This is a genomic window from Nocardioides sp. (assembly GCF_050246775.1).
Taxonomy (GTDB): Bacteria; Actinomycetota; Actinomycetes; order Propionibacteriales; family Nocardioidaceae; genus Nocardioides.
Window position 1 is genome coordinate 991,771 of sequence record NZ_JBFWVK010000001.1, and the last position, 21,449, is coordinate 1,013,219.

A 21,449-nucleotide genomic window follows, 5' to 3' on the forward strand; every position below is an offset into this window, starting at 1 on the left:
CGACCTCAGCCCTTGTCGGCGCCCGCGTTCGCACCCTGGGTGAAGAACCGCTGGAAGACGATGAACACCATGGCCGTCGGGATCGTCATGAGCAGCGCGGCCGCCATCGAGATCGGGAACTGCTGGCCTGAGCCCAGTCCACCGGACGTGAGCTGGGCGATGCCCCGGGTCAGGGTGAAGAACTTCGGGTCGTCGGTCGCGATGATGAAGTGACCGAGCTCGTTCCAGGAGCCCTGGAACGACAGGATCGTGAGGGTGATCAGCGCCGGCTTGGACATCGGCAGGGCGATGGACCAGAAGGTGCGGAAGGGGCCCGCTCCGTCGATGCGGGCTGCCTCCTCCACCGAGACCGGGATCGACACGAAGAACTGTCGCATGATGAAGACGCCCGCGGCGTCGATCATCAGCGGCACGAAGAGCGCCGGGTAGGTGTTGTAGATCCCGAGGTAGTTGAGCACCAGGAACTTGGGGATCAGGAGCACGATCGCCGGCACCGCCATCACGGCCAGCACCGCGTTGAACACCAGTGCACGGCCCCGGAAGTCGATCCGGGCCAGCGCGTAGCCGGCCATCGAGTCGAAGAGCACCCGCCCGAGCGTGACCATCACCGCGACGATCACGGAGTTCATGAACCAGATGTTGAAGTCCGTGTCGGCCAGCCGGTGGAACGCCGCCGTGGTCCACGGGTCCGGGACCAGACCCAGCGGCCGGGCGACGGCATCGGCGTTCGTCTTGAACGAGGTGACGACCTGGATGACGAACGGGTAGATGTAGATCAGCGCGAAGAAGGTCAGCAGGCTGTAGACCACGACCTTGCGACCGGTGCCTGATCGTTCGAGGGGACTGTCGTTCTTCTTGCCGGCAGCGATCGGGGTGTTCGTCGAGCTCATGCGGATGCTCCCTTGCGCGCGGTGCGCCGTTGCGCCCGGCGGGCCTTCTTCTCCGCCGCCTCGTCCCGGTCACGCAGGAAGTAGCGCTGGAGCGAGGTCAGCACGATGATCAGGGCGAACAGCAGGAAGGCGATCGCGGCCCCCTGTCCCCAGTGGTTCTGCTCGAGCGCCGCCTGATAGGAGAGGTACGCCGGTGTCAGGGTCGTCTTCGACGGCCCGCCCTTGGTGATGATGTACATCTGGTCGAAGACCTGCCAGGTGCCGATGACCCCGAGGGTGACCACCAGCAGGAGGGCCGGGCGCAGGTGCGGGAGGGTGACGTTGCGGAACACTCCCCACTTGGTGGCCCCGTCGACCATGGCGGCCTCCTGGACCTCGGTGGAGAGATCCTGGAGCGAGGCCAGGAAAAGGAGCATGAAGGTGCCGGCCGTGGTCCAGATGACCTGGATCATGATGGCCGACATGGCCACGCTCGGCCCGGCCAGCCAGTCCCAGAGCGAGAGCCCCATGACGTCGTGGTCGGCCAGCGCTCCCGGTGGACTGTCGGCGTTCCACAGTCCCAGCCCGTTGCCGATCAGGTGGACCAGGCCCCGGGAGTCCGAGAACCACACGGGGCCGTCGATCCCCACCGCGCTCAATGCCTGGTTGATGGCACCGGTGCCGGTGAACAGGAAGATGAACACCAGGGAGATGGCCACCGAGGAGACCACCGAGGGGAAGTAGAAGGCGGTGCGGAAGAACGTCTTCCCCTTGAGGAACTTCTGGTTGACGATGACGGCCAGGCCCAGTGCCAGCACCGTCTGGAGCGGCACCACGCCCACGACGTAGTAGAACGTGTTGCGCAGCGACAGCATGAAGTCCTGTCGACTGAGCCCCTCCTGGGTCAGCAGGGGCTTGTAGTTGTCCAGCCCGACGTATCCCACCTGGGAGGAGAACGGGCTGCCCTTGCCGCTCCAGTCGCTCACCGAGACCCACAGGGCCATCACGATCGGCAGCACCAGGAACAGTCCGAGGACCACGACCATCGGGGTGATGAACACCCAGCCGGCCAGGGACCTGCGCGCCGACTCACCCCTGTCCCCTCCGCGGGGGGACCCGGCATGACGGGTCCCCCGCTCGGTGGTGACTGCCGCGCCGCTCATTTGCCGAGGACCGCGTTGGCGTTGGTGTCGAAGTCCTCGAGGACGGAGGGCAGATCGGCGCTGCCCAGGCTCTCGAGCTTGGAGTTGATGTCGGCGACGACCTGCTCCATCCCGGGGGCGCTGATCGGACCGTGACCGAAGTCCCCGCCTGCGATGAACGCTGCATCCTCGGGGTACTTCTCCTCGTAGGTGGCCGCGGCGCTCGTCCGGCTCGGCATCACTCCGAAGGCGTCGGCGAAGGCCATCTGCTGTTCGACGTCGGTCAGGGCGTCGATGAGGTCGACGGCCTGAGCCTGGGCCGAGGAGTCGGCGGCCACACCCCAGCACTGGGTGAAGGCGAGCGTGCCCTCACCTGCGGAGCCCTCCGGGAGCGGAACCGTCGTGTACTTCACGTCCGGGTAGTCGTTGAGCATGGCGCCCTTGATCCAGTTGCCCTCGATGGTCATCGCCGCCTTGCCCGTCCCGAAGGCCTCGCCACCCCAACCGGCGTCGAGCTGGTTGGCGAAGGCGAAGTTGCCGGCCTTCACGTTGTCCTGGACGTAGGTGAGTGCCTCCTCGACGGCCGGGTCGCTCGCCGTGGCCTCGGTGTTGTCGTCGTTGAGCCACCATCCGCCGTTCTGGACCACGAAGGCCCCGACGCGGTCGATCCCGGTCGAGAGTCCCAGCCCGACCTGGTCGCCGGTGGTGAGCTTCTTCGACACCGCGGCCAGCTCGTCCCACGTGGTCGGGAGGTCGGCGTCGGTCAGACCGGCCTTCGACCAGGCCGCGGTGTTGATCTCGAGGGCGAGGGTGCTGAAGTCCTTCGGTGCGCAGTAGAAGGTGTCGTCGTAGGTGAAGGTCTCCTTCAGCGGCTCGTAGAAGTCACTGGAGTCGGCCATCTCGTCTCCGTAGGCGTAGAGGCTGCCGTTCTGCGCGTAGTTGGGGAACGCCGCCGCATCGAGGTAGAAGACGTCGGCCGGGCTGCCACTGGCGAAGCCCTGGGCCAGCTGCTGGGGCATGTCGCTGGCGACCGTGACGGTGACGGTGTTGCCCGTCTCGTCGGCCCACTTCTTCGTCGCGGCCTCGACCGCTGCGGTCTCGGCGTCTCCCGAGGAGGCGATCAGCATCTTGAGCTTCACCGGCCCGTCCCCTGACGACTGGCTCGTGGAGCCCTCCTCGTCGTCGAAACCACCGCCGCCACAGGCCGAGAGGGCGAGGCCGGCGACGAGGCCGACCGCGATGAGGCGGTGCGTGTGGGTTGTCCTGCTGGTCACGTCGATCTCCTTGGGGCGGGGTGTGGTCACTACCGGGGTGGTGCGGTGTTTCAGGGGGTGCTGCTGGCCCGGATCGTCAGATCGGGCCTGAGCAGGACGCCTTCAGCGCCGGGCTGCTGCCCGGACAGCGACTCGTGGACGAGTCGCAGGATGTGGCTGCTGATCGCGGACATCGGCTGAGCGATGCTGCTCAGGCCGTGCATCCGGGCCAGCTCGGAGTCGTCGAAGCCGACGATGCCGATGTCGGTGCCCGGGCGGAGGCCGGCCCGTTGGGCCGCGTGGAGGGCGCCAACGGCCAGCACGTCGGAGGCGCACACGATGGCGCCGGAGCGGCCCAGTTCGGCCACGATCGGCTCGGCGGCCGCTGTGGCCGAGGCCAGCTCGTCGGGAGTGGAGGCCTGAGGGCCGAGCAGGTAGCCGCGGTTGCGCCGCGAGGCGTGCAGCCAGCCCTCGCGACGACCGTCAGCCACGGCGGAGTCGCCCTCGGGCCAGCCCAGGTAGCCGATGCGCTGGTAGCCGGCTGCGCGGCAGTGCTCGACGGCCAGGGCGGTCCCGTCGTGACCGTCGACGTCGACCCAGCGGGTGAAGGTCGGGTCGTCCCAGACCCGCCCGAACGACGCGAACGGGATCCCACGCGCGCTGAGCCAGTCGGGTCGGGGATCGCCACGGTGCGTGTCGGCGATCACGAACGCATCGACGACCTGGCTCTGGCGCATCTGCTCGTAGGCGTCGAGCGTGGGGGTGTCACCGGCGGAGCCGAAGGTGACCATGTGCATGTGGTGTCGCACCGACTCCACGCTCAGGGCCGCCAGGAACGGGGTCATGGTCGCGTTGTGGTAGCTGGGGCCCAGGGCGTTGAGCTCGATGCCGATGGCGCCGGAGCGCTGCGACTGCAGCGACTGCGCGGCCAGCGAGGGCCGGTAGCCCAGCCGCTGGATCTCGGCCCGGACGCGGGTCAGCGTGTCGGGCCGCACCCGTTCGGGGTGGCGCAGGGCGTTGGTGACGGTCTGCCGAGAGACCTGTGCTGCGGCGGCCACGGTCTCGATGGTGACCCGCTGGCTGACGTCGCCTTGCGTCACGTGTCCTCACCTCATCCTGGTCATGTTGAACGTTCAAACACTCGTTTCGGTGGAATTTGAAGGTTCAAATCGGTATGGTCGGCAACTGTGCCCCTCATCACACTCGACTGTCAAGAGGTCGCTTCCGACCTCCCGATCCCTCCAGCGCCGTACGGCGTGAGCCCGTCCGGGGAGCCCACATGACCTCCACGGCGGTGAACGATCACCAGCAGCCCTGGCTGCACGACCTCGAGATCGCGGTGCTCGGCAACGAGACCTGCCTGAGCGACGGCGACGGGACGATCGGCGCCCCGGGCACCGGGTTCTACTGCGACGACCGCCGGGTGCTCAGCGTGCTCGACCTGACCTGCGACGGTGTGGCGCCGGCAACCGTGGCCGCCAGCAGCAGCGGCGGCCGGACCAGCATCCTGGCGGTGGCGCGCCACCTCGGCACGCCTGGCCCGGACCCGACCGTGGAGATCCACCGCGACCGCGTGCTGCGCCTCGGCGGCCTGGTGGAGACGGTCACGGTGCGATCCCGGGCCGACTCGTTGGTGACCGGCACGATCACCGTGCGCGTCGCCGGGGACGGCGCCGACCTGGCCGTCGTCAAGGGCGGCGGAGCACCTGCAGGACCACTGAAGGTGAGCGCCGGTGCGGACAGCCGGGTCACCTGGGAGGACGGGCGACACCGCACCGTCGTGACCTCGTCGCACGGCGCGGCGACCGTCGCGGCTGACGGCTGCGGCGAGCTGAGCTGGGAGGTGAGCCTGGAGCCCGGCACCCACCAGGTCGTGAACCTGGTCGTGGAGGTCGCACGCACCTCGACCACCCCCTTCGACGCCGACCCCGGCGCCCACCTCCTGAACTGGGCGGCGTTGTCGGTCCGAGCCCAGGACCGCCGACTCGACCTCACCTGCGACGCCTCGTTCGCCGATCTGCGCGGGCTCGCCCTGTCCGACCCCGAGTCGCCACAGGACGTCTTCGCCGCGGCCGGGACGCCGTGGTACCTCACCCTCTTCGGTCGCGACGCCCTGTGGACCGCGCGCCTCGCCCTGCCGTTCGGCACCGACCTCGCGGCCGGAACCCTGCGCACCCTGGCCCGCCGGCAGGGCCGTGTCGACAACCTTGCCAATGCCGAGGAGCCCGGGAAGATCCTGCACGAGGTCCGCCGTGGGACCTACGCCGACCCGTCCAGCCATCTGCGGCTGCCCCCCATCTACTTCGGCACCGTGGATGCCACACCCCTGTGGATCAGCCTGCTGCACGACGCCTGGCGCTGGGGCATGCCGAGCGCCACGGTCAGCGAGCTGCGCCCCAGCCTGGACGGCGCCCTCGGCTGGATGCGCCGATCGGTCGACACCAGCGCCGACGGCTTCCTCCGCTATGTCGACGTCACCGGCTCGGGGCTGGCCAACCAGGGCTGGAAGGACTCCGGTGACGCCATGCGGCACCGCGACGGCAGCATCGCCGGTGCACCCATCGCCCTGGTCGAGACCCAGGCCTACGCCGTGCAGGCCGCCTTCAACGCCGCCGACCTCCTCGAGCAGGTCTCCGGCGACAGCGGCGACGAGCTGCGCACCTGGGCCACCGCGCTGGCCCACCGGGTCCGCGAGCAGTTCTGGGTGAGCGACGGCGGGGGGCCCTACCTGGCCATGGCGCTGGACGGAGCCGGCCGGCCCGTCGACGGCGTCGGCAGCAACATGGGCCACGTCCTGGGCACGGGCATGCTGACCGCGGACGAGAGCGCCCTGGTCGCGCGGCGGCTCGCCGACCCGGATCTGCTGGGGCCCTTCGGGATCGGCACCCTCAGTCGCTCCAACCCGGCGTACAACCCGATCGGCTACCACACCGGCTCCGTCTGGACCCACGACACCGCGATCTGCGCCCTCGGCCTGGTGCACGACGGTCACCGCGAGGTCGCCGCCCGGGTGCTGCGCAGCCTGGTCGACGCAGCCTCACACTTCGAGTTCCGGCTCCCCGAGCTGTACGGCGGGGAGGTCGGCCTGGGACGACCAGTCCCCTACCCGGCATCGTGCCGGCCCCAGGCCTGGTCTGCAGCCTCGGCAGCGGCGATCGTGTCCGGCGTCCTGGGCATCCGCGCGGACGTGCCCGGCCGTACCCTCACGCTCAACCCGCTGCGCCCCGGGCCTTTCGGGGAGCTGTCGGTGACCGGGCTGACGGTGGGCGGCGAACCGTGCGAGGTGCGGCTCGACGCGAGTGGAGCAGTGACCGAGCTCAAGGCACCGTCCTGGCTCGACGTCACGGTCAACGACTGAGTCTCGATCCGCGGTGGCCACACGTGGAACCGCCCACGAGGCTTGACTCCCCCGCGGACGGTCCGACACCTCGATCGCGACCGGAGTACCCGTTGGCCGGACACGTCGCCAGGTGCCTACAGCGACCTGCCTGCCTTGCGTAAAGGATCCCGGTAGGTGCTGTCCGGCCATTCTCCGGGGCTCACAGAACCGCTGCCACACCCTTCGGGGTAGCAGGCTCGAGCCTCAGCGGAACACCAGACGGGGCGTGTGCTTCGTGGGTGTTCGGGTACGGGCTCGGGACGCGCTCATCGCGTGCAATCGTCGAGGAGGAGTCCCCATGTCTGCAGCCGAGAAGGCCACGAGATCCGTCAAGAAGGCGACCCGAAGCGTGGTCGCCCAGGCTGCCGAGGCGGCGCTGGCAGCGGTCGCATCCAAGCCAGCGAGTGCGCCGGTGCCCGGAGTGCCTGCGCCCGAGGCGCCGTCGCTGACCGAGCCGACGAAGCCGCGTGGGCCCCTGGCTCCCAAGCCGGACCAGGACGGTCCCCAGCGCCGTACCGCGACCGGGACGCCGACCGACACCGCGGCCACCGACGTGGGACAGCAGGGCTCGTTCCTCACCACCTCCCAAGGGGCACGCCTGCGCGACACCGACCACTCGCTCAAGGCCGGGACCCGCGGTCCGACGCTGCTGCAGGACCACCACCTACGCGAGAAGATCACCCACTTCGACCACGAGCGCATCCCCGAGCGTGTGGTGCACGCCCGAGGCGCCGGCGCGCACGGCATCTTCGTGGGCTACGGCAACGCCAAGCCCATCACCCGGGCGGGCTTCCTGGCCAAGAACGCCCAGACGCCGGTCTTCGTGCGCTTCTCGACGGTGCTGGGCTCGCGCGGGTCCGCCGACACCGTGCGAGACACCCGGGGCTTCGCCACCAAGTTCTACACCGACGAAGGCACCTTCGACCTCGTCGGCAACAACATCCCGGTGTTCTTCATCCAGGACGGCATCAAGTTCCCCGACGTCATCCACGCGGGCAAGCCGCACCCGGACCGCGAGATCCCCCAGGCCCAGAGCGCGCACGACACCTTCTGGGACTTCGCCTCCCTGCACACCGAGGCGCAGCACCACACCATCTGGAACATGTCCGACCGCGGTATCCCGCGGTCCTACCGGACGATGGAGGGCTTCGGCGTCCACACGTTCCGCCTCGTCAACGCTGCCGGCGAGACCTCGCTGGTCAAGTTCCACTGGAAGCCGGTCCTGGGCGTCCACTCCCTCACCTGGGAGGAGGCCCAGATGCTGGCGGGGATGGACCCCGACTTCCACCGGCGCGACCTGGCCGACGCCATCGAGTCCGGCGCCTTCCCGCAGTGGGAGCTCGGCGTCCAGGTCTTCGAGGACACCCCCGAGGAGCTGTTCAACGGCATCGACCTGCTCGATCCGACCAAGATGGTGCCCGAGGAGGACGCTCCGGTGCAGGCCATCGGCCTGCTGACCCTGACCGCCAACCCGACGAACTACTTCGCCGAGACCGAGCAGGTCGCCTTCCATGTCGGCAACCTAGTGCCGGGCATCGACGTCACCAACGACCCGCTGCTGCAGGCCCGGCTGTTCTCCTACGTCGACACCCAGCTCACCCGCCTGGGCGGTCCGAACTTCCACCAGATCCCGATCAACCGTCCTCATGCGCCGGTCAACGACATGTTGCGCGACGGGTTCCACCAGGACGCCGTGCACGGCGGGGTGGCGCCGTACCGGCCCAACTCCTTGGACGGCGGCTGCCCCTTCCACGCGGCCGGGGCCAAGGACGGCGGGTTCATCGACGTGGCCGCGCTGATCCCGGAGGGGGTCAAGGTCCGCGAGAACCCCGCGTCGTACGACGACCACTTCAGCCAGGCCCGCCAGTTCTGGCTCAGCATGTCGCCGCCGGAGAAGGAGCACATCGTGCTGGCCTACACCTTCGAGCTGTCGAAGTGCTACGAGCAGACCGTCAAGGAGCGCCAGCTGCTGGCGCTGGCCAACGTGGATCCGGACCTGTGCGCCCAGGTGGCAGCCGGGCTGGGCCTGGAGGCACCCGCGGCGAGCGAACCGCTCCTCGACCTCCCGCCGAGCCCAGCGCTGTCCCAGGTGGGCGGCACCTGGCCCACCGACGGGCGCCTCATCGCGATCGTGGTGGACCCGGCGGGCGACCTGGGGCAGGTCGAGGACCTGGCCGACACGGTCCGGGCCGCCGGCATGCTGCCCCTGGTCGTCGCCCCGCACGGCGGCACCCTGCCGAACGGGATGGCCATCCAGCGGACCTTCGGCGCCACCCGGTCCATCGAGTTCGACGCCGTCGTCGTGGCCGGCAACCCCGCACCGGGCGCCGACGCGATCGCGGCCCGCGACGCCAAGGCCGCCGAGACGGACCAACCCGGCACGGACCCACGGGTCGTGCTGCTGCTCCAGGAGTGCTTCCGGCACGCCAAGGTCATCGGGGCCTGGGGCGCCGGGGCGCAGGCACTGTCCAGCGCCGGGATCGACGCGGGCGCCGTAGGCGTCCTGGTGGGCGACGACGCGGGCGAGCTCTTCGGCCAGCTGCACGGCCTGCTGGCCGCGCACCGCGTGTGGGACCGCTTCGAGCCGGTGCTGCGCTGAGAGTGCTCGGGCGGCGTCGGGTCTCGGCGCCGTCCGAGGCTCAGCTCCGGGAGCGGTCGCGCCGGTAGGCGAGGTAGTTCAGGGCGGCCCAGCCGAGGGTGACGGCGACGACCTTGCCGCGCACCTTGGACTCCTCGGTCCGCGTCACCAACGTGACGCAGTCGGCGACGTCGCCCACCATGCGGGTGCGCATCGCCCAGGCCACGGCGCTACCGGGGCCGAACACTCCCAGCGCGCTGATGGCCAGGTCCCGGGCCCCGTAGATCTTGGCGAGGGTGTCGAAGCCGGAGCGGTCGTCCGGCTCGGCCTCCATGGCGTCGGCGAGATGGGACGGCTTCACCAGCGCATAGACGCCGTACGCCGCCGTGGCTGCCGACATCGCCCGGCTGGCTGGATAGCTGATGGTCATGCTGTCACCGTACCCAGCCAGGTGATGCGACAACCTCGGCTACTCGCGATCATGGTTTTACTCAACGTTCACCTGAGAACCAGACAATTGGCCGGACGGCACAAGGATCGCGACCTAGCCTTGGTGCATGTTGTTGAAGGCCTCCTCCCAGCGCAACGCGCAGGCGCTGGTCAACGCCCTCGGCGAGGCCGGTTTCACCGCGATCGCGGCCAGCCGGCCCAGTGGCAGCGTCGTCTGGATCAAGAACGCCACCACCCATGAGGACCGCGACCTGGCGTTGCGGGTCGCGCGCGCCTCCGACCCTCTCAGCGACGTCGCCTGATCCGTCGAGCCGCCGACCCGCGGGTGCGAGAGCCAGGCACGCTGCGTGAGGGCCGGCCCCCGCACCCGGTGCAGCTGTCGGGTGACAGCTCAGGCGTTGATCGCTGCCGGCTCGCTCGAGCCGTCGGCGCTGATCTGGATCTTGCGGGGCTTGGCCTTCTCGGCAACCGGGATGGTCAGGCGTAGGACGCCATCGGCGTAGGTGGCCTCGATCCGGTCCAGGTCGAGGTTGTCGCCCAGCACGAGCTGGCGGCTGAAGACCCCGCGCGGACGCTCGGCGGCCAGCGACTCCCAGTCGCCGTTGCGCCCGACTCGTTCCGCGCGCACCGTCAGCACGTTGCGTTCGACATCCAGGTCGACGCTCTCCTTGTTCACGCCCGGCAGGTCGAACTCGATGACGAACCGGTCACCCTCGCGCCAGGCATCCATCGGCATCACCGCGGGACGGTTGGTGGTGCCGAGCATCTGCTGGGCCAGGCGGTCGAGGTCACGGAACGGGTCGGTGTTTCGAAGCAGCATCACTTGTCCTCCTGGTTCACTCCGGTGGCCTGTGGTCAAGCCACAACCTGTATTGGTGGATATAGGTTTGTTATAGTCATCAATCCAGGACAAATCAAGTCCCCAGGTCAACGAAGGTGGTGGGCGATGGCCGAGCGGAAGCAGGGCGTCTTCGCCATCTCCGTGGCAGCCGACATGGTCTCCATGGGGATCCAGAACCTGCGCGTCTACGAACGCCACGGACTCCTCGAACCCAGACGGACCAGTGGCGGCAGCCGGCTCTACAGCCTCGACGACATCGACACCCTGCACCGCATCCGCGAGCTGCTCGGCGAGGGGCTCAACCTCGCCGGCATCGCGAAAGTCCTCGTGCTGGAGGAGCGCATCGCGATGCTTGAAGGTCGGCTGGCCCGCACGCGCTCGGCACGCTGAGCAACCGCCGCCGGTTTCGGCCGGGCTGGGGCTCCTCACTAGGCTGAAACAGGTGGGCCAGCCGGTCTCGCCAGGACGTAGGAGATCTCGTGGAGAAGCGCACCCTGGGCAGGACCGGACGTGAGGTCTCGGTCGTCGGTCTCGGCACCTGGCAGCTCGGGGCGGACTGGGGCGAGGTGTCAGAAGACGACGCCCTGCACGTGCTCGAGGAGTCCGCGGCGGCCGGCATCACCTTCTTCGACACCGCCGACGTGTACGGCGACGGGCGCAGCGAGCAGGTGATCGGCCGGTTCCTGCGCGAGCACCCGGCGTCCGGCATCACCGTGGCCACCAAGATGGGCCGCCGCCTCGACCAGGTCCCCGAGAACTACACGCTGGAGAACTTCCGGGCCTGGACCGACCGCTCCCGGCACAACCTGGGCGTCGACCGGCTCGACCTGGTCCAACTGCACTGCCCACCCAGCGCCACGATCGAGGCCGACGCGACGTACGACGCCCTCGACACCCTGGTCGCCGAGGGGGCGATCGCGGCGTACGGCGTCAGCGTTGAGACCGCCGACCAGGCTCTCGCGGCGATCGCACGCCCCCATCTCGCGACCGTGCAGATCATCGTCAACGCCTTCCGGCTCAAGCCGTTCGACGCCGTCCTGCCAGCCGCGGCCGAGGCGGGAGTCGGGATCATCGCGCGGGTCCCCCTGGCATCCGGCCTGCTCTCGGGCAAGTACGACACCGCGACCACCTTCGCCCCCGACGACCACCGCACCTACAACCGCGACGGCAGCGCCTTCGACGTCGGTGAGACGTTCTCTGGAGTCGACTACGAGACCGGGCTGGTCGCTGCGGGCGAGTTCACCGAGCTGGTTCGCACCCACGGCCCCGAGGGCGTCACGCCCGCCCAGGCGGCCATCGCCTGGCTGTGGCAGCACCCGGCGGTCTCCACCGTCATCCCCGGCGCCCGCAACACCGAGCAGGCCCGCGCCAACGCAGCAGCGGGCGACGTGTCGCCGCTGGGGTCCGACATCGACGCCGCCATCCACCGCATCTACGACGAGCACCTGCGGGCGGCCATCCACCCTCGCTGGTGACGGGCACCGACAGTGGCCGGCCCGAGTGGGCCTCCGCCTCAACTCTGGCCGAGTCGCCTTACAATCAACGCGCGAGCCGTATCCGTGTCCAACGCCTCGGCGATCGTTTTCGCCTCCACGGCACCCGTTTCACCCCGGGTTCGCGTCCATGTGTCCCGCATCAACCGTTTCGCGGCGGCCACGGCCATGCCTGACTCGGTCGTCAGCTGCCGGGCCAGCTCCAGCCCCCGTTCGTGGACCGCACCATCGGGCACGACCTCGCTCACCATGCCCCATTGCTGAGCCTCGGCCGCCGTGAGGGAACGACGCGTGAGCGCGAGCTCGAGCGCGCGCTGCTGGCCCACGGCACGCGGTAGCAGATAGGACAGTCCGCAGTCCGGAGTGAGCCCGACACCCAGGTAGGCCGAGACAAATCGGGTGGACTCCGCAGCCACCACGAGGTCGCAGCTCAACATGAGGGCAAGGCCGGCCCCAGCCACCGCGCCATGCACGGCCGCGACGACGGGCAGCCCCAATGCGGCCAGTTGCTGGAGCGCATCATCCAACACCAGTGCCAGCTCCTCGACGAACTCCTGGGGGTCCGGGGCGCCCATCATCGAGCCCAGATCGCCACCGGCACAGAACCGCGGGCCGCGCCCGGTCACCAGGACCGCAGCGATCTGATCGTCGAGCGAGATGCGGCGGATCGTCGCTGCCAACTCGCGCGCAACGCCCAGATCAAAGGAGTTGGCCACGGCCGGCCGGTTCAACTCGATCCGAGCGACCCGGTCGTCACCCAGCGTGACCACGACGGAATCTGGTTCCACGTCCCGGCTCCTTCGATCATAGTTAGCGTTCGCTCAGTATAGTGGCAGCCATGAGTTCCGTCCTCGTTGAGAAGACCACGCCCCAGGTGACCACTGTCCGCCTCAACCGGCCTGACGCCCTCAACGCGCTGAACCACCCGATGGTGCGAGAGCTGGTCGAGGCGCTCGAGGACATCGAGGCCGATCCCGGCTGTCGTGTCGTGATCCTCACGGGAGCCGGTCGCGGGTTCTGTGCCGGCCTCGATCTCCGAGGGTACGGCGACGACGACCGCGTCGACGCTCGAGGACTCATGCTCTCCACCTTCGAGCGTCAGCAGGAGATCGCGGGCCTGGCGCAACGCATCCATTCGCTTCGCCAACCCGTCATCGCAGCCGTGAACGGCCCCGCTGCGGGCGGCGGCCTGGCGCTCGTCTGCGCGAGTGACATACGCATCGCATCGACCACCAGCGTGTATGCGGTCTCCTTCATCCGGGCGGGCTACTCCGCCTGTGACATCGGCATCTCATGGCTGCTGCCCCGGCTGGTCGGGGCAGGTCGCGCCCACGAGCTCATGCTCACCGGCCGTCGGTTCACGCACCACGAGGCGCTTGCCTACGGGCTTCTCGCAGACGTTGTGGAGCCGGAGATCCTCCTGCAGACCGCGATGGCGAAGGCCGATGAGATCCTGCGCAACGCGCCCGCCTCAGTGGAGCTCACCAAGGTCGGCATGTGGGCCGCCCTGGAGTCGCCGTCCTTCGCGGCCACCGTGGAGTTCGAGAACCGGCAGCAGATGGTGGCCGCGATGACCGAGGACGCCGTCGAGGCGACGCAGGCGTTCCTCGAGAAGCGCCCACCGCAGTACCGCTGGCGCTGAAGGTCAGCGGCCGACGAGGTCGCGGCTGATGATCTCTTTCATGATCTCGCTGGTGCCGCCGTGGATCCGCTGGACCCGGGCGTCCTGGTACGCGCGGCCGACCGGGTACTCCAGCATGAAGCCGTAACCGCCGTGCAACTGCACGCAGCGGTCCACGGTCCGCACCTGCACCTCCGTCGCCCACAACTTCGCCTTGGCCGCATCGACCGCGCTCAGCTCGTCCAGGCCGTGCGCCACGATGCAGCGATCGATGAAGGCCCGGGTCACGTCGAGCTCGGCCGACATCGAGGCCAGTTCGAACCGGGTGTTCTGGAAGTCCGAGATGGGCTTGCCGAACGCGTGCCGCTGCTGGACGTACTCGAGCGTGGAGGCGAAGATCCCCTCCGCGATGGCGATCGCCTGCGCGCCGATCGACAGCCGCTCGATGGGCAGCTTGGTGACGAGCTGGCCGAAGCCACCACCAGCCGCACCCAGCAGGTTGCCATCGGGCACGAAGACGTCCTCGAACGCAAGTTCAGAGGTGTCCTGACCGTGGAGGCCGACCTTCGCCAGCTTGCGTCCCCGGGTGAAGCCCTCCATGCCCCGCTCAACCACCAACAGGCTGAACGCTCGAGAGCCCCCACCGGGATCGGTGCGTACGACGACGATGACCAGGTCCGCCTGCTGCCCACTGCTGATGAACGTCTTGGAGCCGTTGACGACCCAGCCACCCTCGACCCGTTCACCGGAGGTCTTGATCCCGCGCAGGTCACTGCCCGTCTCGGGCTCGGTCATGGCGATGGCCCCGATGGACTCCCCCGAGGCCAATGACGGCAACCAGCGCTGCTTCTGCTCAGCGGTCCCGAGAGCCGCGAAGTAGGGCAGGACGATGTCGTCGTGCAGGGAGAAGCTCGAGGACAGCGACGTGGCGAAGACCTTGGCGAACTCCTCGTGCACCACGTTGCGGAAGCGATAGTCCCGCTCCTGCCCGGCTCCGCCGTACTCCTCGGGAGTGGACAGGCCGATGATCCCCTGCCTGCCGGCCTTGACGTAGATCTCACGATCGATCAGGCGCTGGTCATCCCAGCGCTCGACGTTGCCCACCACCTCGCGATCCACGAAGGCCCGCACTACCTGGCGGAAGGACTCATGGTCATCGGAATACAGGTGACGCTTCACCGGTGTTGCCTCTCTGTCGTCATCGCGGTGCCATCCGGATCGCTCCGTCAAGGCGGATGGTCTCGCCGTTCAGCATGGGATTGGCGATGATCTGGGTCACCATCAGTGCGAACTCGTCCGGGTCGCCGAGGCGCTGCGGATGCGGCGTCTGCGCACCGAGGGAGGCGATGGCCGCCTCCGGCAGCGACTCGAACAGCGGGGTCATGAACAGACCCGGAGCCACCGTCACCACGCGGATCCGGTGCTGTGCCAGGTCTCGCGCGATCGGCAGGGTCATCCCAACGATGCCGCCCTTGGACGCCGAGTACGCGGCTTGACCTACCTGGCCGTCGTAGGCGGCAACCGATGCGGTGTTGACGATCACACCTCGCTCGGGCTCGGTGGTCTGGGTCTCGATCATCCGGGCCGCAGCAAGCCGGATGACGTTGAAGGTGCCCAGGAGGTTGATCTCCAGGGTGCGACGGAACACCTCAAGGGAGTGCACTCCCCCCTTGCCGACCACGCGGACCGCCTCACCGACTCCCGCGCAGTTCACCACCATGGCGAGCTCGCCTGCCTCGCTGGCGCGGTCGACAGCCCTCTGGACCTGATCCTCGTCACGGACGTCGGTGGGTGCGAAGGTTGCCGTTGGGCCAAGCTCGTCGGCGAGCGCTGCACCGTTTGACGAGGGCAGATCCATGACGACGACGTGAGCGCCGCCGGCCACCAGGCCACGCACGGTGGCGAGTCCGAGCCCCGAAGCCCCGCCACTTACCAGGGCTGCCTTGCTGCTGATCTCCACGTGCATCTCCTCAACTTACTTAGCGCTCGCTCAGTGCAACTGTACGAAAGGGTTCCTGCCGCGTCAACGGGCCGCGCTCACGAGAAGTCGTGCGCGCCAACCATCCGCAGGGCGAGCGTGAGGTAACGCTCGACCAGCTCGTCGACCGTCAGGGGGCCGGAGGGTCGGTACCAGGTGGCGATGGCCTGGATCATGCCGAGCAAAGCGCGCACCGTGTCCCTCGGGTGGTCGACATCGAACTGACCAGCCAGGGCGCCCTGCTCCACCGCCGAGACCACGACGTCCTGCACACCGGCCCGCTTGCTGCTCTGGGCCTGGTAGTGCTCAGGACTCAAGGACCGGATCTCGGCATCGAGGTAGTTCAGCCGGCGGCTCGCTGCGGTGTAGCGGATCAGCAGCTCCACCAGAGCCAGGAAGCGGCTTCGCGGATCCGAGATCGAGTCGCGCACCTCCTCACAGAGGCCGAGGAGGCGGTTGATCGATCCGTCCAACAACGCGAACAGCAAGGCCTCCTTGTTCTCGTGGTGGTAGTAAAGCGCGGGCACGGTCACTCCCACTCGCTTCGCGATGTCGCGCACCGTGGAGCCGTGATAGCCGCTCTCGTAGAACGCGTCGAGGGCCGCCGACAGGATCGGTGTCAGAGTCACCGACTCCGATGCCGCATCGCGCATGGCCGCGGAAAGGTGGCGGGTCGGCTCGCTCATGTCGGGAACTCTAGTCACGAGCCGACCCCTGGCTCCGGTCAGTCGAAACGGATGACCCCACGGATGTTCTTGCCGTTGACCATGTCGTCGAGGGCGTCGTTGACCTGGTCGATGCTGTACTCCTTGGTGATCGCCTCATCGAGCTTGAGCTGGCCACTGCGATACATCCGGAAATACCTGTCGAAGTCGGCCAACGGGACGCTGGCGCCGTACAGGGATCCGTAGAGCGTCTTGTGCAGGGCCACGAACATGGTCGGGTTCATCGGGACGCCGACGTGGTCCATCTGCATCATGCCGATGATCGTCGTCGACCCCGCCTTGGCGGTGGCCTCGATGGCCTGACCGATGGTCTCGGGGGTGGAGATGACCTCGAAGGCGTGGTTCACACCTTGCCCGTCCTTCGTCAGCTCCTTGCACCGCTGCACAACGTCTTCCCTGGTCGTGTTGATGGTGTGGGTGGCACCGAAGTGCTGCTTGGCCATCTCCAGCTTGAAGTCGTTGGTGTCCGCGGCGATGATCGTGGTCGCTCCGGCCACGCGCGCCCCTTGGAGGGCGAACGAGCCGACGCCACCGCAACCGAGCACCAGCACCGATTCACCGGGCTGGACCTTGGCCCGGTTGAACGGGGCCCCGAAGCCGGTGCTTCCGCCGCACGCCATCAAGGAGATGGGCGCGAAGGGCAGGTCGTCGTCGACCTTGATCACCGACATCGAGGAGAGGACGGCGTACTCGCTGATCGTCCCCAGGTAGCACCACTGGCGAATGTCCTGGCCGTCCTGGTTGTGCAAACGCGAGCCGCCCTCGGGAAGAATCCCCTCGAGCGTGCCGGCCCCCCACTTCGCGCACATGAAGGGCAGACCCTTCAGGCAGTACTCACACGCGTTGCAGAAGGGGTTGTAGACGGTGACGACGTGGTCCCCGGGCTTGACGTTGGTGACGCCGGGCCCGACCTTCTCCACGATCCCGGCGCCCTCGTGACCCAGCGCCATCGGCAGCGAGACCGGAAGCTCGCCCTTGATGGCGTGCAGATCGGACCCGCAGATTCCATTCGCCTTGAGTCGAATCAACACCTCATTCGCCTGAGGCTCGTCGAGTTCGAGCTCCTCGACCCTGAGGGGCTGATTGAAGTCATACAAAACGGCCGCGCGAGTCTTCATCAGCAGGGCGTCCTTTCGAGATTTGTCGGCGGTACGGGAGACCCACTCTGGTGACCAGCCCGGAGGCTGTCCAACGCCACCTCAAGATTCGATGTGGAAACCCACAAAGAACCACCCTGCGCCCGATGGCCGGGCTAGAGCTCGGCGACCTTGTAGCGCTCGACCATCTCCCAGTCGATCTGGGCGCCGATGCCGGGGCCCGCCGGGACGTGCGCGAAGCCTTCGTCGTCGATGTGGATCTTCTCGACGCCACCCAGGGTGAATAGCTGCTCGGGAACCAGCTGCTCGAAATAGGTCGTGTTGGGGATCGACGCGATCACGTGCAGGTTCGCGGCATCGATCAGGGTGCTCGCATTGGTGTGCACCTCGATGTCCATGCCGAACGACTCCGCGAGACCCGCCATCTTCTTCAGCGGCCCGACCCCGCCCTTGAACGACACGTCGCCACGCACGATGTCGACCGCGCGCGTGGTGATGTACTCCGGAGCCGAGATCATCGCCCCGGGGGCGATCTCCAATCCACAGATCGGAATGTCGAGCTTGTCGGCCAACATGCGCTGCCCGTGCAGGTCGTACTCACGCAGCGGCTCCTCGAACCACAGGTAGTCGAGCTTCTCCAGCACTCGACCCACCTTGAGTGCCTCGATCTGGCTGTAATTGCCGGCCACGTCGACCATGAGCGGGAAGTCGTCGCCCACCGCCTCACGGACAGCGGTGCACAGCGCCGGATCACGCTTCGCGTCACCCCAGACGTGCAGCTTGTATCCCTGGTAGCCGATGTCCTTGTAGTGCAGAGCCTCGCGGACGAAGTCCTCGATCGTCGGGTGCTCCATCGAGCTGGCGTAGACCGGGACCTTGTCCCGCACCGCGCCGAGCACCTTGTACAGCGGCTCGTTCAGGCTCTTGGCATACAGATCCCACAGGGCGACGTCAACGGTCCCGATCGCGAACTGGGTCGTGTAGTTGAGCCGGTCCTTGCGCCACATGTCCTGCCAGATCTGCTCACGGTAGGCCGGATCCTTGCCGATGAGCAGCGGACGGAGCCGGTCGGCGATCGAGTGCGCAAGGCTCATCCCTCCGTAGGCGCTGACGACCTCGCCGGTGAGCCCCTCGTCGGTCTGGATCTGGACCGCCAGGAAGTCCGTGATGTACGCCGCGATCGACTGGCCGCCGTACAGCGTCGGCGCTTCGTAACCCTTCGGCAACTGGGCGCGGTAGGACACCAGACGGACGTCGGTGATCTTCATGTTCTCGTGACTCCTCTTCGTCGGTGGAAGACTCCACCGATTCGACATGGTTGCTGTGTGGGCGGGGCGGGCGTCACCAGTTGTGGTAGACGACCTTGAGCTGGGTGTAGTGCAGCAGGCCGTGCTTGCCGTCCTCGCCACCCAGACCGGATTCCTTCCACCCGGTGTGGTGGGCGTGCATCGCCTCGCCGGGGCCGCGGTTGATGAACATCTCGCCGAAGTTGAGCTCACGCGCGGCTGTCATCGCCGAGGCGTACGTCGAGGTGTAGACGTAGCTCGCGAGCCCATAGCGCGTGTCGTTCGCGATCGCCAATCCCTCCTCGAAGGAGTCGATGGTCATGATCGGGATGACCGGACCGAAGACCTCCTCCCGGGCCACCGCCATGTCGGGGGTCACGTCGGTCAGGACGGTCGGTGAGTACCAGTAGCCCGTCTCGAACTCGGCTCCTGCGGGGCTCGAGCCTCCCAGGACGACCGAGGCACCCTCAGCAACAGCAGCCGACACGGCTGCACTGACCTTTTCCAGCTGGGCGGCATTCACCAGGGGCCCGAAGTCCACGTCGCCCTGAGGATCGCCGATCCGCAGCTGTGCGGCCCTCTCGGCGAAGAGTCTCGTGAACTCCTCCACCACGGGGCGCTCGACGAGGATGCGTTCGGCCGCCCCACAGGTCTCGCCGGCGAAGTTGAATCGTGCGGCGATGATCCCCGCGACCGCGAGTTCGAGGTCGGCATCGGCCAGGACGATGGCGGGAGCCTTGCCGCCGAGCTCGAGTGCGACTCGGGTCAGGTTGGCGGAGGCGTCGCGCATGATCGCCTTGCCGGTGTCGCGGTGGCCGGTGAAGGTCACCAGGTTGGTGATCGGGTTGCTTACCAAGGCCCGTCCGACCGATCCGTCTCCCGTGACGAGGCCGACCAAGCCGGGCGGCATCTCCAGGTGTTCCTCCCAGAGCTGAATCGCCAGGATGGTGGCCAGCGGGGTGACCTCGCTCGGCTTGACCACGACCGCGTTGCCGGTCACCAGCGCCGGACCGAGCTTGCGGCACAGGAGTGCCAGTGGCCAGTTCCAGGCAGTGATCGCGGCGACGACCCCCATGGGCTCTCGCTGGATGTGGATCTGCTCGTCAGGGGAGTCACTAGGAAGGATCTCGCCTTCGAGCCTCAGGGCCCACGCGGCGTTCCACTCGAGGTACATCGCAGCGAACTCGACCTCGATCCCCGTGATCGCCCGGGTCTTGCCGGACTCGAGGGTGAGGGCCTCGCTGAGGACGGCGGCGTTCGCGCGCAGCACCCCGGCCATCGCGCGCATCAGAGTGGCCCGAGCGGAGGGGCCCGAACGCCACCAGCCGTACTGCGCGGCCTTGGCCGCCTCCAGGGCGGCGTTGACCTGCTCGGCGCTCGCGCTGGGAACGGTCGCCACTACCTCCTCGTTGGCGCAGTTCACCACGTCGATGCCCGCCGCGTCGCCGACGTGGAAGACACCGCCGACACTGATGGATTTCTGGCTGGCCGCCGTGAAGACGGATTCAGGATCGCTCGTGCTCATCTGTGGTTCTCCTTGGGCTGTGGTGCGCCGACTCAGAGCTCGGCGATCTTGTACCTGTTGACGAAGTCCCAGTCGATCTTGAGACCGAGCCCGGGGCCGTCCGGAGCGTGGGCGAAGCCCTCGTCGTCGATGAACACGGGCTCCTCGACGCCGAAGTTGTAGAGAGACTCGGGAACGAGCTGCTCGAAGAACGAGGTGTTCTTCACCGACAGGGCCACCTGGAGACCTGCCGCGTCCATCATCGGGTTCGGATTGGTGTGGACCTCGAAGTTGATCCCGAAGGCCTCGGCCAGAGCAGCGATCTTGCGGGTGTGCCCGATGCCGTAGGTGAACGACGGGTCGCCCCGCACGATGTCAACGGCACGCGAGGAGACGAGCTCGGCCCGCGAGTAGAGGCCACCCTCGTTCGTCTCGCCGCCACACACTGCCACGTTGAGCTTCTCGGAGAGCATGCGATAGCCGTGCAGGTCGTAGTCACGCAACGGCTCCTCGTACCAGAGGAACTTGAGCTCGTCCAGGACACGCCCCACGCGCAGGGCGTCCTGCTGGTTGTAGCCGGCGACCACGTCGATCATCAGCGGGTAGCTGTCCCCGACCGCCTCGCGAACCGCGATGCAGGCCTCGATGTCCCGGTCCGGCTCGGCCCAGACGTGGAGCTTGTACCCCTGGTAGCCGCGCTCCTTGTACTTCAGTGCCTCCTCCACGAACTCGCCCACGTTCTCCTTCGTCATCGAGCTCGCGTACGCCGGGATCTTGCGGCGGTAGGTGCCCAGGACCTCGTGGATCGGCGAGTTCACCGACTTGGCGTACAGGTCCCAGAGCGCAACGTCGACGGTGCCCAACGCGAAGAGGGGCGGGAACCAGAGGCGGCTGAGGTCCCACAGGTCCTGCCAGATGGCTTCTCGGTCGGCGGGGTTGCGGCCGATCAGGGCCGGCTTCATCGTCGAGGCCAGGTAGTGCGCCATGCCCATGCCCCCGCCGAGACTGAACGTCTCGCCGGTGACTCCCTCATCGGTCGTGATCTGCACGGCCACGATCTCGGTCAGCAGCTTCATGGTGGACTGACCCTTGATCATCGCGGAACGCGCATGACCGGGCTCAGGCCGCCGGAAGACGGTGAGTTTGACATCCTCGATAATCAACGTGCTCATCCGATCCAGGTACGGAGGCCGCGAGGCCTGGTGGTGGTGTGAAGGTGACAGACGAAGGGGC

20 protein-coding genes are annotated in these 21,449 nt (G+C 68.0%); 6 read left to right on the plus strand and 14 right to left on the minus strand.

What is annotated here, in order from left to right:
- Window positions 1–5: 5 nt before the first annotated feature.
- Genes AB7I40_RS04700 through AB7I40_RS04715 form a run of 4 tightly spaced genes read right to left on the minus strand, consistent with a single transcriptional unit; the run spans window position 6 to window position 4,364 of the window.
- Entirely contained in the window at window positions 6–890 is an 885-nt protein-coding gene (locus tag AB7I40_RS04700) for a carbohydrate ABC transporter permease (RefSeq protein ID WP_428343885.1), read from the minus strand.
- Entirely contained in the window at window positions 887–2,032 is a 1,146-nt protein-coding gene (locus tag AB7I40_RS04705; RefSeq protein ID WP_428343886.1) for a carbohydrate ABC transporter permease, read from the minus strand. The genes AB7I40_RS04700 and AB7I40_RS04705 overlap by 4 nt, the downstream gene beginning before the upstream one ends.
- Window positions 2,029–3,285, minus strand: a complete 1,257-nt coding sequence (locus tag AB7I40_RS04710) for a sugar ABC transporter substrate-binding protein (RefSeq protein WP_428343887.1) — start codon at window positions 3,283–3,285, stop codon at window positions 2,029–2,031. Before AB7I40_RS04710 ends, AB7I40_RS04705 begins: the two co-directional genes overlap by 4 nt.
- Before the next feature lie 50 nt (window positions 3,286–3,335).
- Window positions 3,336–4,364: a LacI family DNA-binding transcriptional regulator gene (locus AB7I40_RS04715; RefSeq protein ID WP_428343888.1), complete on the minus strand. Its 1,029-nt coding sequence runs from the start codon at window positions 4,362–4,364 to the stop codon at window positions 3,336–3,338.
- 179 nt (window positions 4,365–4,543) lie between these two features.
- Between AB7I40_RS04715 and AB7I40_RS04720 the strand changes: the two genes are divergently transcribed.
- Together AB7I40_RS04720 and AB7I40_RS04725 are read left to right on the plus strand one after the other, a co-directional pair.
- Window positions 4,544–6,622 carry an amylo-alpha-1,6-glucosidase gene (locus tag AB7I40_RS04720; RefSeq protein WP_428343889.1) on the plus strand — a complete coding sequence of 693 codons (2,079 nt, stop codon included), beginning with the start codon at window positions 4,544–4,546 and terminating at the stop codon, window positions 6,620–6,622.
- A gap of 319 nt (window positions 6,623–6,941) precedes the next feature.
- Window positions 6,942–9,242 carry a catalase gene (locus tag AB7I40_RS04725; RefSeq protein WP_428343890.1) on the plus strand — a complete coding sequence of 767 codons (2,301 nt, stop codon included), beginning with the start codon at window positions 6,942–6,944 and terminating at the stop codon, window positions 9,240–9,242.
- Window positions 9,243–9,282: 40 nt separating this feature from the next.
- Here AB7I40_RS04725 and AB7I40_RS04730 read toward each other — a convergent pair whose 3' ends face one another.
- Window positions 9,283–9,651 carry a DUF4267 domain-containing protein gene (locus tag AB7I40_RS04730; RefSeq protein WP_428343891.1) on the minus strand — a complete coding sequence of 123 codons (369 nt, stop codon included), beginning with the start codon at window positions 9,649–9,651 and terminating at the stop codon, window positions 9,283–9,285.
- 127 nt (window positions 9,652–9,778) lie between these two features.
- Here AB7I40_RS04730 and AB7I40_RS04735 point away from each other — a divergent pair, with 127 nt between their 5' ends.
- On the plus strand, window positions 9,779–9,973 hold the full coding sequence (locus AB7I40_RS04735; RefSeq protein ID WP_428343892.1) for a hypothetical protein: 195 nt from the start codon (window positions 9,779–9,781) through the stop codon (window positions 9,971–9,973).
- An 89-nt stretch (window positions 9,974–10,062) separates the two neighbouring features.
- Here the strand turns inward: AB7I40_RS04735 and AB7I40_RS04740 are convergent, their stop codons facing one another.
- On the minus strand, window positions 10,063–10,491 hold the full coding sequence (locus tag AB7I40_RS04740) for an Hsp20/alpha crystallin family protein (RefSeq protein WP_428344292.1): 429 nt from the start codon (window positions 10,489–10,491) through the stop codon (window positions 10,063–10,065).
- Window positions 10,492–10,617: 126 nt separating this feature from the next.
- Between AB7I40_RS04740 and AB7I40_RS04745 the strand changes: the two genes are divergently transcribed.
- Both AB7I40_RS04745 and AB7I40_RS04750 read left to right on the plus strand, forming a co-directional pair.
- Complete coding sequence (locus AB7I40_RS04745; RefSeq protein WP_428343893.1) at window positions 10,618–10,902, plus strand: MerR family transcriptional regulator; 285 nt, start codon at window positions 10,618–10,620, stop codon at window positions 10,900–10,902.
- A gap of 89 nt (window positions 10,903–10,991) precedes the next feature.
- Entirely contained in the window at window positions 10,992–11,987 is a 996-nt protein-coding gene (locus tag AB7I40_RS04750; RefSeq protein ID WP_428343894.1) for an aldo/keto reductase, read from the plus strand.
- Window positions 11,988–12,025: 38 nt separating this feature from the next.
- Here the strand turns inward: AB7I40_RS04750 and AB7I40_RS04755 are convergent, their stop codons facing one another.
- Window positions 12,026–12,793: an enoyl-CoA hydratase/isomerase family protein gene (locus AB7I40_RS04755; RefSeq protein WP_428347924.1), complete on the minus strand. Its 768-nt coding sequence runs from the start codon at window positions 12,791–12,793 to the stop codon at window positions 12,026–12,028.
- Between the two features lie 50 nt (window positions 12,794–12,843).
- Between AB7I40_RS04755 and AB7I40_RS04760 the strand changes: the two genes are divergently transcribed.
- A complete protein-coding gene (locus AB7I40_RS04760) occupies window positions 12,844–13,647 on the plus strand; it encodes an enoyl-CoA hydratase/isomerase family protein (protein WP_428343896.1) in 804 nt (267 codons plus the stop codon).
- Window positions 13,648–13,650: 3 nt separating this feature from the next.
- Here the strand turns inward: AB7I40_RS04760 and AB7I40_RS04765 are convergent, their stop codons facing one another.
- The 7 genes from AB7I40_RS04765 to AB7I40_RS04795 all read right to left on the minus strand — a co-directional run bounded on the left by AB7I40_RS04765 (window position 13,651) and on the right by AB7I40_RS04795 (window position 21,388).
- Window positions 13,651–14,805 (minus strand): acyl-CoA dehydrogenase family protein, encoded by a 1,155-nt coding sequence (locus AB7I40_RS04765; protein ID WP_428343897.1) that lies wholly within the window; start codon window positions 14,803–14,805, stop codon window positions 13,651–13,653.
- A gap of 19 nt (window positions 14,806–14,824) precedes the next feature.
- The gene (locus AB7I40_RS04770; protein ID WP_428343898.1) at window positions 14,825–15,592 is read right to left on the minus strand and encodes an SDR family NAD(P)-dependent oxidoreductase; all 768 of its coding nucleotides are present in this window, start codon (window positions 15,590–15,592) and stop codon (window positions 14,825–14,827) included.
- A 71-nt stretch (window positions 15,593–15,663) separates the two neighbouring features.
- Window positions 15,664–16,290, minus strand: a complete 627-nt coding sequence (locus AB7I40_RS04775) for a TetR/AcrR family transcriptional regulator (protein WP_428343899.1) — start codon at window positions 16,288–16,290, stop codon at window positions 15,664–15,666.
- Window positions 16,291–16,328: 38 nt separating this feature from the next.
- A complete protein-coding gene (locus tag AB7I40_RS04780) occupies window positions 16,329–17,447 on the minus strand; it encodes a Zn-dependent alcohol dehydrogenase (RefSeq protein WP_428343900.1) in 1,119 nt (372 codons plus the stop codon).
- 134 nt (window positions 17,448–17,581) lie between these two features.
- Window positions 17,582–18,694 carry an enolase C-terminal domain-like protein gene (locus tag AB7I40_RS04785; protein WP_428343901.1) on the minus strand — a complete coding sequence of 371 codons (1,113 nt, stop codon included), beginning with the start codon at window positions 18,692–18,694 and terminating at the stop codon, window positions 17,582–17,584.
- Between the two features lie 73 nt (window positions 18,695–18,767).
- On the minus strand, window positions 18,768–20,237 hold the full coding sequence (locus AB7I40_RS04790; RefSeq protein ID WP_428343902.1) for an aldehyde dehydrogenase family protein: 1,470 nt from the start codon (window positions 20,235–20,237) through the stop codon (window positions 18,768–18,770).
- Window positions 20,238–20,269: 32 nt separating this feature from the next.
- Window positions 20,270–21,388: an enolase C-terminal domain-like protein gene (locus AB7I40_RS04795; RefSeq protein WP_428343903.1), complete on the minus strand. Its 1,119-nt coding sequence runs from the start codon at window positions 21,386–21,388 to the stop codon at window positions 20,270–20,272.
- Window positions 21,389–21,449: the final 61 nt, after the last annotated feature.

Bases quoted from the DNA above. Each gene is read 5' to 3' on its own strand.
- AB7I40_RS04775 (WP_428343899.1), bottom strand. From the start codon at position 16,290: ATGAGCGAGCCGACCCGCCACCTTTCCGCGGCCATGCGCGATGCGGCA.
- AB7I40_RS04705 (WP_428343886.1), bottom strand. From the start codon at position 2,032: ATGAGCGGCGCGGCAGTCACCACCGAGCGGGGGACCCGTCATGCCGGG.
- AB7I40_RS04735 (WP_428343892.1), top strand. From the start codon at position 9,779: ATGTTGTTGAAGGCCTCCTCCCAGCGCAACGCGCAGGCGCTGGTCAAC.
- AB7I40_RS04770 (WP_428343898.1), bottom strand. From the start codon at position 15,592: ATGCACGTGGAGATCAGCAGCAAGGCAGCCCTGGTAAGTGGCGGGGCT.
- AB7I40_RS04745 (WP_428343893.1), top strand. From the start codon at position 10,618: ATGGCCGAGCGGAAGCAGGGCGTCTTCGCCATCTCCGTGGCAGCCGAC.
- AB7I40_RS04790 (WP_428343902.1), bottom strand. From the start codon at position 20,237: ATGAGCACGAGCGATCCTGAATCCGTCTTCACGGCGGCCAGCCAGAAA.
- AB7I40_RS04785 (WP_428343901.1), bottom strand. From the start codon at position 18,694: ATGAAGATCACCGACGTCCGTCTGGTGTCCTACCGCGCCCAGTTGCCG.
- AB7I40_RS04760 (WP_428343896.1), top strand. From the start codon at position 12,844: ATGAGTTCCGTCCTCGTTGAGAAGACCACGCCCCAGGTGACCACTGTC.
- AB7I40_RS04795 (WP_428343903.1), bottom strand. From the start codon at position 21,388: ATGAGCACGTTGATTATCGAGGATGTCAAACTCACCGTCTTCCGGCGG.
- AB7I40_RS04720 (WP_428343889.1), top strand. From the start codon at position 4,544: ATGACCTCCACGGCGGTGAACGATCACCAGCAGCCCTGGCTGCACGAC.
- AB7I40_RS04725 (WP_428343890.1), top strand. From the start codon at position 6,942: ATGTCTGCAGCCGAGAAGGCCACGAGATCCGTCAAGAAGGCGACCCGA.
- AB7I40_RS04780 (WP_428343900.1), bottom strand. From the start codon at position 17,447: ATGAAGACTCGCGCGGCCGTTTTGTATGACTTCAATCAGCCCCTCAGG.
- AB7I40_RS04700 (WP_428343885.1), bottom strand. From the start codon at position 890: ATGAGCTCGACGAACACCCCGATCGCTGCCGGCAAGAAGAACGACAGT.
- AB7I40_RS04740 (WP_428344292.1), bottom strand. From the start codon at position 10,491: ATGCTGCTTCGAAACACCGACCCGTTCCGTGACCTCGACCGCCTGGCC.
- AB7I40_RS04730 (WP_428343891.1), bottom strand. From the start codon at position 9,651: ATGACCATCAGCTATCCAGCCAGCCGGGCGATGTCGGCAGCCACGGCG.